Origin of the sequence: Rhizobium sp. BK418 (assembly GCF_004341105.1) — a bacterium.
In the GTDB taxonomy this organism is placed as follows: domain Bacteria; phylum Pseudomonadota; class Alphaproteobacteria; order Rhizobiales; family Rhizobiaceae; genus Rhizobium.
Genome location: NZ_SLZK01000007.1, coordinates 292539 through 306032, shown reverse-complemented (window position 1 = coordinate 306032; position 13494 = coordinate 292539). Strand labels below are relative to the sequence as shown.

General features: G+C 59.7%; 12 protein-coding genes. 7 read left to right on the top strand and 5 right to left on the bottom strand.

Translation table 11 applies throughout. The annotated features are described in order from the left end of the window. Nucleotides 1-13: 13 nt before the first annotated feature. The 3 genes from EV281_RS25830 to EV281_RS25820 form a co-directional block, all read right to left on the bottom strand. Nucleotides 14-763, bottom strand: coding sequence for a TerC family protein (locus EV281_RS25830; RefSeq protein WP_132657118.1), 750 nt, complete (start codon nucleotides 761-763; stop codon nucleotides 14-16). A gap of 101 nt (nucleotides 764-864) precedes the next feature. Beyond that, complete coding sequence (locus tag EV281_RS25825; protein ID WP_132657117.1) at nucleotides 865-1704, bottom strand: AraC family transcriptional regulator; 840 nt, start codon at nucleotides 1702-1704, stop codon at nucleotides 865-867. A 106-nt stretch (nucleotides 1705-1810) separates the two neighbouring features. Further along, complete coding sequence (locus tag EV281_RS25820) at nucleotides 1811-2491, bottom strand: TetR/AcrR family transcriptional regulator (RefSeq protein ID WP_132657116.1); 681 nt, start codon at nucleotides 2489-2491, stop codon at nucleotides 1811-1813. Nucleotides 2492-2643: 152 nt separating this feature from the next. On the opposite strand from EV281_RS25820, the gene EV281_RS25815 reads away from it, so the two are divergent. From EV281_RS25815 to EV281_RS25790, 6 genes are all read left to right on the top strand, one after another. Beyond that, nucleotides 2644-3852, top strand: a complete 1209-nt coding sequence (locus EV281_RS25815) for an HlyD family secretion protein (RefSeq protein ID WP_132657115.1) — start codon at nucleotides 2644-2646, stop codon at nucleotides 3850-3852. 23 nt (nucleotides 3853-3875) lie between these two features. Continuing rightward, nucleotides 3876-5474 (top strand): DHA2 family efflux MFS transporter permease subunit, encoded by a 1599-nt coding sequence (locus EV281_RS25810; RefSeq protein ID WP_132657114.1) that lies wholly within the window; start codon nucleotides 3876-3878, stop codon nucleotides 5472-5474. A 157-nt stretch (nucleotides 5475-5631) separates the two neighbouring features. Then, nucleotides 5632-6657: a LacI family DNA-binding transcriptional regulator gene (locus EV281_RS25805; protein WP_132657113.1), complete on the top strand. Its 1026-nt coding sequence runs from the start codon at nucleotides 5632-5634 to the stop codon at nucleotides 6655-6657. 21 nt (nucleotides 6658-6678) lie between these two features. After that, nucleotides 6679-8133, top strand: a complete 1455-nt coding sequence (xylB, locus tag EV281_RS25800) for a xylulokinase (RefSeq protein ID WP_132657112.1) — start codon at nucleotides 6679-6681, stop codon at nucleotides 8131-8133. A gap of 35 nt (nucleotides 8134-8168) precedes the next feature. Beyond that, nucleotides 8169-9479: a xylose isomerase gene (xylA, locus tag EV281_RS25795; RefSeq protein WP_132657111.1), complete on the top strand. Its 1311-nt coding sequence runs from the start codon at nucleotides 8169-8171 to the stop codon at nucleotides 9477-9479. Nucleotides 9480-9625: 146 nt separating this feature from the next. Beyond that, nucleotides 9626-10246, top strand: coding sequence for a class I SAM-dependent methyltransferase (locus EV281_RS25790; RefSeq protein ID WP_132657110.1), 621 nt, complete (start codon nucleotides 9626-9628; stop codon nucleotides 10244-10246). Here EV281_RS25790 and EV281_RS25785 read toward each other — a convergent pair. Both EV281_RS25785 and EV281_RS25780 read right to left on the bottom strand, forming a co-directional pair. Continuing rightward, nucleotides 10230-10634, bottom strand: a complete 405-nt coding sequence (locus EV281_RS25785; protein ID WP_132657109.1) for an ester cyclase — start codon at nucleotides 10632-10634, stop codon at nucleotides 10230-10232. The two genes, EV281_RS25790 and EV281_RS25785, sit on opposite strands and share 17 nt — an antisense overlap. An 86-nt stretch (nucleotides 10635-10720) precedes the next feature. Further along, entirely contained in the window at nucleotides 10721-11752 is a 1032-nt protein-coding gene (locus EV281_RS25780; RefSeq protein WP_132657108.1) for a LacI family DNA-binding transcriptional regulator, read from the bottom strand. Between the two features lie 168 nt (nucleotides 11753-11920). Here EV281_RS25780 and EV281_RS25775 point away from each other — a divergent pair, with 168 nt between their 5' ends. Next, nucleotides 11921-13447 carry a sugar ABC transporter ATP-binding protein gene (locus EV281_RS25775; RefSeq protein ID WP_132657107.1) on the top strand — a complete coding sequence of 509 codons (1527 nt, stop codon included), beginning with the start codon at nucleotides 11921-11923 and terminating at the stop codon, nucleotides 13445-13447. Nucleotides 13448-13494: the final 47 nt, after the last annotated feature.

Genomic DNA, 13494 nt, shown 5'->3' with positions numbered 1-13494 from the left:
TGGATAGGCAGTCTCAGTAGCCGCCCTCGCGCTTTCGCCGGCGCCCGTTTCTCGCGAGCATGTTCAGCACCTCGACGAGGGCCGAGAAGGCCATGGCGGCGTAGACGTAGCCCTTCGGCACGTGGAAGCCCATGCCGTCGGCAATCAGAGTCGTGCCAATCATCAGCAGGAAGGCGAGCGCCAGCATCACGATCGTCGGGTTGCGCTCGATGAAATTGGCGAGGGGCGTTGCGGCGACAAGCATGACCGTGACGGCGGCGATGACGGCGATGATCATGATCGGCAGATGCGGGGTCATGCCGACGGCAGTGATGATGCTGTCCACTGAGAAGACGAGGTCGAGCAGCAGGATCTGCCCGATCGCCGAAGCAAAGCTCGTTGATGTCGCGCCTGCAATGAAATTCTCCTGATGATCCTCCGGATCGACGTTGTGGTGGATTTCCTTGGTAGCCTTCCAGACGAGAAAAAGACCGCCTGCGATGAGGATCAGATCCTTCCAGGAGAAGCCGTGGCCGAAGAGATCAAAAAGCGGCTCGGTGAGCTGGACGATCCAGGCGACCGTGCCGAGCAGGGCAAGACGCATGACGAGAGCAAGGCCGATACCGGTCTTGCGAGCCCTTTCCCGATGCTCAGGCGGCAGCTTGTTGGTGAGGATCGAGATGAAGATGAGGTTGTCGATCCCGAGAACCACTTCCATCACCACGAGTGTGACAAGCGCCACCCAGGCAGCCGGGTCCTGGATAAGCGTCATGATATCCTGCATCGGCGTATTTCCCCTTTGCGTCGCCTATGGACGCGGACAATCTATCGATACGGGCCTGTCGGGCAAGCGCCGCAAGGGGGTATACGAAAATGATCAGGCTTTTATTCCTTGATCGGCAGCCAGATTTCCGTGATACCCATCCCGGTATAGGGATCAAAGCGGTCATCGTAGCGTTCGAACATGTCGGGCATGCTGCCATGTTCAAGGCCAGACGTCGGCCACCAGTTACCGAAGATCAGGTCCATCGTGGCGGGAATGCCGGAGACATGACCACGATGGGAGAAGACGGCGTAGCGCTGGGCCGGCAGCTTCAAAGTCGTAAAGTCTTCCGGCAGATCGTCGGCATCGGATATCTCGGCGGCAGCCATATAGCGGAATTTCTCCGCCTCGCTGTCGATATGGGTGCAGATGCCGTAGGCGACATTGCCCTTCTGGCTGGGGATATGGCCGAAATGCTGGTTGAATTTCTGCCAGAGCGAGGGGATGGCAGCATTGCCGCCATAGGCATAGATCTCCTGCAGGCCGGCGAAAAGCATCGGCGGCAGGGTTTCGAAACGAGGCGGTTCGAGATCATTGAGGTTTGCGGTTTTCATTCTGATGGGCTCCATCAAAGCGAGATTGCGAATGTGTCCTTGTCGTCGCACCGCATCCGGCGTCATGCCGAACTGGTCACGAAAGGCACGCGTGAAGGCCTCGTGCGAGCCGTAGCCCGCGCCAAGGGCAACCTCGAGAATGCTGGATGAGCCTGAGATGAGAGACAACGCGGCGACGCTCAGACGCCGCGCGCGGATATAGCCGCCGATCGAATGGCCAGTTACCAGGCCGAAGACACGCGACAGATGATAGCGCGACAATCCGGCGGCTTCAGCGATTTCGTCGAGACTTATATTGGTTTCGAAATGGCTCTCGATGAACCATATCGCCCGTCCGATGGCGCTCATCTCTTCTCCCTTGGTTGCCGCTTTATTCCTAGAGGAAATGCGGCCGCCGGATTTGATCGCTATTGCGCAAATCCGGCGGAAAACCAAATCGGGGTAGGGATCAGGATCAGGCGGGTTCGCGTTTGCGAACGCCGTAGGCGGCCATGAAGACATAGATCGCGCCACGGATGACACGTTCCATCTCGCTGCGTGGCGGCGGTCCGTCCATATTGCCGAAGAGGCGAAGCTTGAAGAAGCTGCCGCTTGCGAGGTCGAGGAACTGACCGGCGGCGAGATCGATATCGTCGATCTTCAGCGTGCCGGCTTGCACATGCCGCTCCAGGAAGTCGTGCATAATGGTGCGCAGGTTCTGCGGACCCTTGAAGAATCGTTGACAGAGAAGCGGCATGCGCTCGCGCACGCCGAGCACAGTGCGCATGGCATCGATGACCTTGTCTTCGGTCATGTGGGTGATGAAGGTCATCCCGAATTCATACAAGCCAGCTTCGACGTCGTCATGCTCTGCGAGCACCGAACGAACGGCTGCGACGAAGGCAGCGCGCTCGGTCTCGATCATGGCGTGGAAAAGCTCTTCCTTGTTGGCAAAGTAGACATAGAGCGTTCCCTTGGAAACGCCGGCCTCGCGGGTGACGTCATTCATGCTGGCCGCGTCGAAGCCCATCTTCATGAACACGCGCCGGGCACCATCAAGAATCTGCTGGCGCTTGGCCGGATCTTCGCCCGCAGCAAAGCGGCCTCCCGGATTAGGGGGGCTGAATACGGCGGTGATCTCAGGCTTCAGTGTCATGTCTCCTTAACCGTCTTCGCGAATTCGACTTTTCTTTCACAGAAATCGAACCGATTGGTTCTATGCATCTTGATATGAAGTCAAAAACCCTTTATGTCAACTGAACCGAACCGTTCAGTTCGATTATTTTACTCCAGATCGGTAGTCTGTATATGTCGACCAACCAGAAAAGCAACGTCGCGCGCATCGTAAGCGAAAATGCCGACGCCGAAGAGGTGAAAGCGGAAGCCGCAGCTCCTGCCGAAGCCCCGAGGGCAGAAGCACCGCGGACGGCTCCTGCGCAGTCTGCGCCTGCCGTCGCACCGGCTGCTGCCGCTCCTAAGAAACGCCGCAGCTTGGTGCTGCCTGTTGTCGTGCTAGCCCTTCTCGCCGGCGCCGGCTGGTATGGCTACGACTGGTGGACCAACGGCCGCTTCCTCGTGTCGACCGACGACTCCTACATCGAGGGCGATATTGCGACGATCTCGCCGAAGGTTACCGGCTATGTCGCGAAGGTGAATGTTGTTGCCAACCAGGAAGTCAAGGCGGGCGATGTTCTCGCCACGCTTGATAACGGCGACTACCAGAACGCCCTCGATCAGGCGAACGCGCAAATCGCGACCGAGCAGCTTTCTCTGAGCCGTATCGACGCGCAAATCGAAGGCGCCAAGGCGAGCCTCGCGCAGGCGCAGGCCCAGAAGACCGCTCTCGAAGCCACCGTGCGCGGCGCTGAGATCAAGCAGAAGCGCCAGAGCGACCTGCAGGCAAAGTCGGTCGGCACGACAGCCGATCTCGATGACGCCAATACCGCACTCGATCAGGCCAAGGCAAACCTTGCCGGCGGTGACGCCAATATCGTTGCTGCCCAGGCCAACATTGCGATCCTCGAAGCGCAGCGCAAGGAAGCCGAGGGATCTGTGCGTACGCTGGAAATCCAGCGCGACAAGGCCGCCCGCGACCTCTCCTTCACCGTGCTGAAGGCACCTTATGACGGCGTCGTCGGTAATCGTTCGGTTCAGGAAGGCGATCTCGTTTCGCCCGGCCAGCGGCTCATGGCGCTGGTGCCGACCCGTCAGCTCTATATCGATGCCAACTTTAAGGAAACGCAGATCCAGCATCTCGTTCCCGGTTCGAAGGTGAACGTCCACGTCGACGCTTATAGCGATTATCCTGTGGTCGGCACCGTTGAATCGATCTCGCCGGCCTCCGGTTCGGTCTTCTCGATGCTGCCGCCGGAAAACGCAACGGGCAACTTTACCAAGATTATCCAGCGTGTGCCGGTTCGCATAGCGCTGCCGCAGGATGCGCTTGATAGCGGTCGCCTGCGCGCCGGTCTCAGCGTCGTCGTCGACGTCGATACCCGCACGGCGCCGGTGAAGTAAGGTCCCAGGGCGGAGGTAGTCCCATGGCCGGGAGTGCGACAGCAACGGCAGGTTCGATTCCGGCAGCGCACGCGCATGCCGCCGATCGGATGGATCCGAAGAAGCTCATCGCCTTCTTCGCTATGGTGCTCGGCATGTTCATGTCGATTCTCGACATTCAGATCGTCTCCGCCTCGCTTGCCGAAATCCAGGCCGGTCTTTCTGCGGGTTCGGACGAAATCGGTTGGGTGCAGACGGCCTATCTGATTGCGGAAGTCATCATGATCCCGCTGTCGGGCACGCTCGCGCGGATTATTTCGACGCGTTACCTTTTTGCGATTTCGGCTGCCGGTTTCACCATGTCGAGCGCTCTGGCCGCGACGGCGACGAATATCGACCAGATGATCGTCTATCGCGCCATCCAGGGCTTCATCGGCGGTGGCATGATTCCATCGGTCTTTGCGGCTGCATTCACGATTTTCCCGCCGTCGAAGCGCGCAATCGTCTCACCGATCATCGGCCTCATCGCCACGCTGGCGCCGACCATCGGCCCGACGGTCGGCGGTTATCTGAGCCACGCCTTTTCCTGGCATTGGCTGTTCCTGGTCAATATCGTGCCCGGTATCATCGTCACACTCGTCACCTGGAACTTCATCGATTTCGATAAGCCGGAACTGTCGCTCTTCAAGAAATTCGACTGGTACGGATTGCTTGCCATGGGCGTTTTCCTCGGTGCGATGGAATATGTGCTCGAAGAGGGCAACTCGAACGACTGGTTCAATGACAGCTACATTGTCGCCGGTGCCGTTGCTTCGGCTGTCGCCGGTGTCATTTTCTTCTACCGGGCCTTTACGGTTGAATTTCCGGTCGTCGATCTAACGGCCTTTGCCAACCGAAACTTCTCCTTCGGTTCGGTATTCTCCTTCGTTATGGGCATCGGTCTTTACGGCCTGACCTATATCTACCCGGTCTATCTCGGCCGTATCCGCGGTTACGATTCGCAGATGATCGGCGAGACGATGTTCGTGTCGGGCCTTGCGATGTTCTTCACCGCGCCGATCGCCGGCCGGCTTTCGACGAAGCTTGACCTGCGCATCATGATGGTGATCGGCTTCGTCAGCTTTGCGGCGGGCACCTATATCATGACGCATCTGACGCAGGATTGGGACTTCTACGAGCTCTTCATCCCGCAGATCCTGCGCGGCTTCGGCCTGATGATGTGTATGGTGCCGATCAACAACATCGCACTCGGCACCTTGCCGCCGCAGCGCATCCGCGGGGCCTCCGGTCTCTTCAACCTCACGCGGAACCTCGGTGGTGCCGTTGGCCTTGCTGTCATCAACACCGTGCTGACCAGCCGCCAGGACGTGCATTACGAACGCCTGCGGGAGAGTGTGCACTGGGGCAATACGGCAGCGATCGACCAGATGAACAACATGGCCGCCAACTTCAACAATTGGGGTCTGGATGGGGAGAATGTCGCTGTCAAGCAGATGGTCGGTCTCGCCACCAAACAGGCGGTCATCCTTTCCTTCGGTGACGTCTTCCTGATGCTGACCGTGCTGTTTCTGGCGATGATCCTGGGCGTCTTCATGATCAAGAAACCGGCGCCGCAAGGCGGCGGAGGCGGTGGCGGCCACTGACCTCCGGCTGCCATTCGCAAGAAAGGCCCTCTTCGGAGGGCCTTTTTGTTTTTCAGCATGAGCGGTTCACTCCTCCGTAGCAGGACGTTTTCCCCTTACGCATTTTTTGATTTACGTACATCAGATTTGGCGCTAATGGTCTCTTCCAGGAGGAGTGATGAGGCCAACTGTTCATGATATCGCCGCTGCGGCGGGCGTCAGTCTTGCGACCGTGGACCGGGTTTTGAACCAGCGGCCGGGGGTGCGCCACGTGACCCGGGAGAAGGTGGAAAACGCCATCCGCGATCTCGGCTATGTGCGCGACGTAGCGGCTGCAAACCTTGCTAAGGGTCGCGTCTATCCGCTGACCTTCATCCTGCCCGCCAGCGACAACTCCTTCATGCATGGCTTGAATGCCGAAATCCGCGCGGCGGTCGCGCGCTCGGCGACTGAACGCACCGATATCCACATCGTCGAGGTACCTGCCTTTGATTCCCAGGCGCTGGTGCGCGAGCTGGAAACGGTGGCTGCCGAAAAGCCTGCCGGAGTGGCGCTTGTGGCTACGGATGCGCCCGATGTGCGCGCGGCCGTGGACCGGCTGGTCCATGACGGCATTCCGGTCGTTACTCTCGTTTCCGATCTGACGGGATCGCTGCGTCATCATTATGCCGGCGTCGATAACATCGCCGCGGGACGCACCGCCGCGCGTCTGCTCGGTCGCTTCCTCGGCGGTGCCAAGGGCGAACTCGCCATTCTCGCTGGCTCCATGCTGGTGCGCGACCATCGCGAGCGCTTGGAGGGCTTTGCCTCCGTCATGGCGCAGGAGTTTCCAGCGCTGCATCTTACGCCGGTACTCGAAGGCCGGGATGACCCCGAGGTCGCGCATATGCTGATTGCCGATGCGCTTGCCAGGAATGACGGCATTATCGGCATCTACAGTCTTGGCGCCGGTAATCGCGGCCTTATCCGCGCATTGAAGGAAAAGGCCGTCGACAGGCCGCTGACGGTGATTGCCCACGAATTGACGGCGCATACGCGCGCTGCCCTTCTCGACGGCACTATCGACGCAATCCTCAATCAGGATGCCGGCCATGAGGTGCGTAGTGCGATCCGTGTTCTCAAGGCAAAGGCGGACGGGCTTGCGGTCATCGACGCGCAGGAGCGTATCCGCCTCGACATATTCCTGAAAGACAACCTGCCGTAACGGCAAAGGGAGAAACACCACATGTATCTGGGTCTCGATCTCGGAACTTCGGGCGTCAAGGCGATGCTGATCGACGGTGATCAGAAGATTATCGGCTCGGCCAATGGTTCGCTCGACGTCTCGCGCCCGCATTCCGGTTGGTCCGAGCAGGAGCCGGCTCATTGGATTCGCGCCACCGAAGAAGCTGTCGCCGGGCTCAAGGCGAAGCATCCGAAGGAGCTTGCGGCGGTCAAGGGCATCGGCCTTTCCGGCCAGATGCACGGCGCGACGCTGCTCGACGCTTCCGATAATGTCCTGCGTCCCTGCATCCTCTGGAACGACACGCGTTCCTATGTCGAGGCTGCGGCACTCGACGCCGATCCGCGTTTCCGCAAGCTGACCGGCAACATCGTCTTTCCGGGCTTCACCGCGCCGAAGCTCGCCTGGGTCGCCAAAAACGAGCCCGAGATCTTCGCGAAGGTGGCCAAGGTTCTGCTGCCGAAGGATTATCTGCGCCTCTGGCTAACGGGCGAGCATATTTCGGAAATGTCAGATTCGGCTGGCACGTCCTGGCTCGATACCGGCAAGCGCGCTTGGTCGTCGGAACTGCTGGCAGCCACAAATCTCGACGAAAAACAGATGCCTACTCTGATTGAAGGCACAGAGCAGGGCGGCAAGCTGCGCGGCGAGCTAGCCTCGGCCTGGGGCATTTCAGGCGATGTCGTGGTTGCCGGTGGGGCTGGCGACAATGCGGCTTCGGCCTGCGGCATGGGTACGGTCAGCGATGGCGCCGCCTTCGTGTCGCTCGGCACGTCAGGCGTCCTCTTTGCCGCGAACGCCTCCTATCTGCCAAAGCCGGAAAGCGCCGTGCATGCCTTCTGCCATGCGCTGCCGAACACCTGGCACCAAATGGGGGTCATCCTGTCGGCCACCGACGCACTGAACTGGCATTCTTCCGTCACCGGTAAGTCAGCTGCTGATCTGACCGGCGAACTCGGTGAGAGCCTAAGGGCGCCGACGGGCGTGACCTTCCTGCCGTATCTCTCGGGTGAGCGCACGCCGCACAATGATGCGGTCATCCGCGGCGCCTTCATCGGCCTCGCGCATGAAAGCAGCCGTGCCGTGCTGACACAGGCGGTGCTGGAAGGTGTATCCTTTGCGATCCGCGACAATCTCGAAGCCCTTCGTTCGGCCGGTACGGATATTTCCCGCGTCACGGCGATCGGCGGCGGTTCGCGGTCGCGCTATTGGCTGGCCTCGATCGCGACTGCGCTCGGCGTTCCGGTCGACTTGCCGGCGGACGGTGATTTTGGTGCTGCCTTTGGTGCCGCCCGCCTCGGCCTCATCGCAGCAACCGGTGCTGATCCGGTTGCCGTCTGCACTCCGCCGGTAACTGCCGGCACGATCGAGCCTGTCGCCGCCCTCAGCGGCGCCTATGAAGATGCTTACAAGCGCTACCGCGCGGCCTATCCGGCGATCAAGTCGCTGGCCCATTGATCCATCCATAAGAACTGAACCCAAGGAGAACCCAAATGAGCACCGGATTTTTCGGCGACATCCAGAAAGTGAAGTACGAAGGCCCCGACAGCACCAATCCGCTGGCCTTCCGCTATTATCAGCCGGACGAGATCGTCCTCGGCAAGCGCATGGAAGATCATCTGCGTTTCGCCGTTGCTTACTGGCACACCTTCACCTGGCCTGGCGGCGACCCCTTCGGCGGTCAGACCTTCCTGCGGCCGTGGTTCGAAGACACGATGAAGGCTGCCAAGCTCAAGGCTGACGTCGCTTTCGAATTCTTCTCGCTGCTCGGGGCGCCTTACTACTGCTTCCATGACGCCGACGTGCGTCCGGAAGGCAAGAATTTTGCCGAAAACACCAGGAATCTGAACGAGATCGTCGATTACTTCGCCGAGAAGCAGGCTGCCACCGGCACCAAGCTGCTCTGGGGCACGGCGAACCTCTTCTCCAACCGCCGCTACATGTCGGGTGCTGCGACTAATCCGGATCCGGAGGTCTTTGCTTTCGCTGCCGCGACGGTCAAGACCTGCATCGACGCCACGCAGAAGCTCGGCGGGGAGAACTATGTTCTGTGGGGTGGCCGCGAAGGTTATGAAACCCTGCTCAACACCGATATTGGTCGCGAGCTCGATCAACTCGGCCGCTTCCTCAACCTCGTCGTCGAGTACAAGCACAAGATCGGCTTCAAGGGCACGATCCTCATTGAGCCGAAGCCGCAGGAGCCGACCAAGCACCAGTATGACTATGACGTCGCGACCGTCTACGGCTTCCTCAAGAAGCACGGCCTCGAAAACGAAGTGAAGCTCAATATCGAGCAGGGCCATGCGATCCTCGCCGGCCATTCCTTCGAGCATGAGCTGGCGCTCGCCAATGCGCTCGGCATCTTCGGCTCGATCGACATGAACCGCAACGACTACCAGTCCGGTTGGGACACCGACCAGTTCCCGAACAACGTTCCGGAAATGGCGCTTGCCTACTACCACGTCCTGGCAGGTGGCGGCTTCAAGACCGGCGGCACCAACTTCGACGCCAAGCTGCGCCGTCAGTCGCTTGACCCGGCAGACCTGCTGATCGGTCATATCGGCGGCATGGATTGCTGCGCCCGCGGCCTGAAGGCTGCTGCCAAGATGATCGAAGACAAGGCCCTCTCGCAGCCGCTCGCAGACCGCTATGCGGGCTGGAATTCGGCTGAAGGCCAGAAGCTCTTTCGTGGTGAATATTCGCTGGAAGAGATCGCGCAGTGGGTCGAAGGCAAGGACGTCAACCCGCAGCCGAAGTCCGGCAAGCAGGAACTGCTCGAAAACATCGTCAACCGCTACGTTTGATTGCCGGTCTGACTTTTTGAAGAGCCGGGGAGCGAACGCTTCCCGGCTTTTTTCGTTAGCGAAGCTGGCGATGACGCTGCACTGGTCGGGCAGACAGAAATCTGGCATGCCATTGGCGACCGCGATGAAACGGTGTGGAGCATTTCATGGCAGACGATCGCAAACTGCATTGGGAAAATGTCTATTCGACGAAGGGTGAAACGGATGTCAGCTGGTTTCAGGAAAGCCCGTCGCCGTCCCTCGAATTGATCCATCTTGCGCAAACAAAACAATCGGACGCGATCGTCGATATCGGCGGTGGAGCTTCAAGGCTGGTCGATAGCCTTCTTGCCGAAGGATTTCGCGATGTAACGGTGCTCGATCTCTCGGAAGCCGCACTGGATACGGCGCGAAAGCGACTCGGCGCCAAAGGTGACGAGGTAAAGTGGATTGCCGCTGACGCCACCCTTTGGGAGCCACCGCTGGCTTACGACATCTGGCACGATCGCGCAGCCTTTCATTTCCTGACTGATGAGACTCAGCAGACGGCCTATATCGAGCGGCTGAAGCGCGGTTTGAAATTCGGCGGCCATCTGATTATGGGGACGTTCGCCCCTGACGGGCCGGAGAAGTGCAGTGGCCTGCCTGTCGCGCGTCACAGTCCGGACAGTCTGGGAGATCTTCTCGGAGCAGGTTTCAAGCTGATCGACAGCCGTCGCCACGATCATTCGACACCTTGGGAGAGCGTGCAGAAATTTCAGTTCAGCACGTTCAAACGGATCGCATAAGTCGAAGCTGGACCTCAATGGCGGCCTTGTCGATGATCGACCAGACGTTCGCGATCTTCTCGTCCAGGAATTCGTAGAAGACGTTTTCAGCGAACTGCACCTTCCTACCGTTGACCGGAAGACCGAACAACTCGCCCCTGGGTGTGCAGTTGAACTGCAGACGGCTTGCCACGCGCGGCGGCTCGCAGATCAGCAACTGAATGTCGAAGAAGAGATCGGGAATGGCGCGAAAATCGCCTTCGAGCATCTCGCGGTAGCCGGACAGGCCAATGTGCTCGCCATTATAGCGAACATGTTCGTGGACGAAGTTTCTCAGGTTATCCCAATCCTGCCCGTTCAGGCAGGCAATGTAACCTCGGTACCTGTCAGCCAGCAGATCTCGCGACATCTAGATTGCCTCGACTTCACAAGGAGTCCGTCGCCAAAATTAGGACTGTATGGAGTTCCGGCAATGGCAGATTGGTAACTTCGAACCTATCGTTTCTGCCAGTGGCGCGGCGGTGCCGAGACGGAGTTTCGCACCACGAGATCCGGTCGCAGCAGGATCTCCGTCTCGGCCGGTCGGGCGTTGGAGAGCAGTTCGAGCAGCAGGGCCATGGCCTGTTTGCCGATCGCTGTGCGCGGCTGGCGAATGGTCGTTAGCGACGGGCTCATGAAGACGGCCTGAGGCACATCGTCAAAGCCGGTCACGGAGAAATCCTGCGGAATATTATAGCCGCGGGCGTTAAGGCCAATCATAACGCCGATTGCCGTCTGGTCGTTCACGCACATGAAGGCGGTCGGCAAGGTGTCGCGCATAAAGAGTTGCTCCACGGCATGACGGCCGCTCTCGATCGTGCCGTCGCCTTCCAGCACGATGCGCATGTCCTTCGGGACACCGGCGGCATCGAGGCCTGCGTCATAACCCTGGCGGCGGCGGCTGTAGGCGAGGCGGGTGCGGGATTCGCCGATAAAGGCGATCTTGCGATGTCCTTCCGCGAGCAACAGGTCTACAGCTTTCCTCGCGCCTTCGATATCGTCGACGCCGACATAGGGAATGCCGCCGTTGAAGACCGGCTCGAAGACGCCAACGCTCGGCGGCAGCTGGGCCGTCACGGTCTGATGGCCGAAGGGCAGGATGCCGGTGAAGAGGATGAGGCCTGCCGCCTGGTTGGAATTGAAGAATTTCAGATATTCGAGGCCGCGCTGCGCGTCGTTCTGCGTGTGGCCGATGAGGATGCCGTAGCCATGGGCGCGGGCCTCGTTCTCCAGGCCGATCAGGATGTTGGAAAAATTGGGGTCGCCGATATCGGGCGCCACCACAAGAATCATGTTGGAACGGCCAAGCCTCAGGCTGCGTGCCATCGCGTTGGTCGTGTAGCCGGTGACGGCAATCGCCTGATTGACCTTCAGCCGCGTGGAATTGGCCACCTTTTCAGGCGTATGGATTGCCCGGGAAACCGTCGCGATGGAAACTTCAGCGATCCGGGCGACGTCTTCGATGGTTGCGGGCGTGGAATTCGACACGGGGGCTCTGCCTTGGGCTGTCTTCGCCGCACACTACACAGACTTACCGAGAGGTCAAAGGCGGCCGCCAACAAGTCTGTGTAAATCAACGATGTAAACCTTTACATGCCTGATGTAAAGGTTTACATATGCCAAACATAAGCGGACGGGAGCCGCAGGGAGAAAATTATGACCGTCGATAGCGCAGAGGCTGCGCCAGTGGTGTTGTCCGCCAGGCGCATTTGCAAGTCTTTCAGCGGCGTACAGGTCCTCTTCAGCGTCAATTTCGATCTTCGCGCCGGTGAGATCCATGCGCTGATGGGGGAAAACGGCGCCGGAAAATCCACTCTCGTCAAGATTCTCTCCGGTTTCGAGCAGCCGACTTCAGGCGAAATCCTGCTTGACGGCAAATCCGTCGTGCTACCCCCGAACGGTGCCGCCGAAGCGCTCGGCATTGTCATCATCCATCAGGAATTCAACCTCGCCGAACACTTGACCGTGACCGAGAGCCTGTTCCTGGGTCGCGAGGTCACGCATTTTGGCGTGCTCGACCGCAAATACATGCGCGCGGAGACGCGCCGGGTGCTGGACATGCTTGGTTCGCATGTCGACGAGAATGCGATGATCAGCTCGCTTTCGATCGCCGACAAGCAGATGGTCGAGATCGCCAAGGCCATCAGTCGCGATGCCCGTGTCGTCTTCATGGACGAGCCGACGGCCGTATTGTCGCGCGAAGAAACCAATATGCTCTTCAAGCAGGTGCGTAAGCTGCGCGAAAAGGGCACCAGCTTTGTCTTCGTGTCGCACAAGCTCGACGAAGTCATGGAATTGACCGACAAGGTCACCGTGCTCCGCGACGGCCAGTGGGTCAAGACGGCGCCAACTTCCATGCTTGATGGAGAGTCCATCGCGCAGCTGATGGTCGGCCGCGAGCTCTCCAGCCTCTATCCCACCAAGGTGGAGCCTAATGTGGACGAGGAAGTGGTTCTTCGCGTCAGCTCGGTTTCGACCGGCTATGTGCAGGACGCGAGCTTCGAGGTGCGTAAGGGGGAAGTCATCGGTTTCTCCGGCCTGATTGGCTCCGGCCGTACGGAATTGATGGAAGCGATCGCCGGCTTGCGTTCGCGCCTGTCGGGCGAGGTCGTCATTCACGGGGAAGTCGTCCATTCGGGTGATGCGCGCGCGGCCAATCGCGCCGGCCTTGCCTATATGACCAAGGATCGCAAGTCGAAGGGGCTGCTGCTCGGCTCGGGCATGATTGCAAACCTGACGCTTCAGTCTCTGGAACGCCACGTCAGCCACGGTTATTTGAGCCCGAGCAGCGAGGCGGCCGCGCTTGCCAGGGCCAAGCGTCGTTTCGACATCCGCGTGCGCGACGGCAATATCATCGCCGGTCGCATGTCAGGCGGCAATCAGCAGAAACTGCTTCTCGCCAAGGTCATGGAAACCGAGCCAGAGATCATCATCATCGACGAGCCGACGCGCGGCATCGATGTCGGCACCAAGCAGCAGATCTATCATTTCATCTCGGCGCTCGCCCGCGATGGGCGGTCGATCATCGTCGTATCCTCGGAAATGCCGGAGATTATCGGTCTCTGCACGCGCGTGGCGGTCATGCGCGAAGGCCGGATCGTCGGCATCCTCGAAGGGGATGAAATTTCCGAACAGGAAATCATGCGTTACGCCGCGGGGCTGAAGCGCCAGGCAGCGGCCTGATGCCGGCAAAGCGCGGCGTTGCCGCGCGCGGGACAAAGAAGTGCCCA

Coding starts and splice junctions, on each gene's coding strand:
- EV281_RS25830 (WP_132657118.1), bottom strand. CDS start 763: ATGCAGGATATCATGACGCTTATCCAGGACCCGGCTGCCTGGGTGGCG.
- EV281_RS25825 (WP_132657117.1), bottom strand. CDS start 1,704: ATGAGCGCCATCGGACGGGCGATATGGTTCATCGAGAGCCATTTCGAA.
- EV281_RS25820 (WP_132657116.1), bottom strand. CDS start 2,491: ATGACACTGAAGCCTGAGATCACCGCCGTATTCAGCCCCCCTAATCCG.
- EV281_RS25815 (WP_132657115.1), top strand. CDS start 2,644: ATGTCGACCAACCAGAAAAGCAACGTCGCGCGCATCGTAAGCGAAAAT.
- EV281_RS25810 (WP_132657114.1), top strand. CDS start 3,876: ATGGCCGGGAGTGCGACAGCAACGGCAGGTTCGATTCCGGCAGCGCAC.
- EV281_RS25805 (WP_132657113.1), top strand. CDS start 5,632: ATGAGGCCAACTGTTCATGATATCGCCGCTGCGGCGGGCGTCAGTCTT.
- xylB (WP_132657112.1), top strand. CDS start 6,679: ATGTATCTGGGTCTCGATCTCGGAACTTCGGGCGTCAAGGCGATGCTG.
- xylA (WP_132657111.1), top strand. CDS start 8,169: ATGAGCACCGGATTTTTCGGCGACATCCAGAAAGTGAAGTACGAAGGC.
- EV281_RS25790 (WP_132657110.1), top strand. CDS start 9,626: ATGGCAGACGATCGCAAACTGCATTGGGAAAATGTCTATTCGACGAAG.
- EV281_RS25785 (WP_132657109.1), bottom strand. CDS start 10,634: ATGTCGCGAGATCTGCTGGCTGACAGGTACCGAGGTTACATTGCCTGC.
- EV281_RS25775 (WP_132657107.1), top strand. CDS start 11,921: ATGACCGTCGATAGCGCAGAGGCTGCGCCAGTGGTGTTGTCCGCCAGG.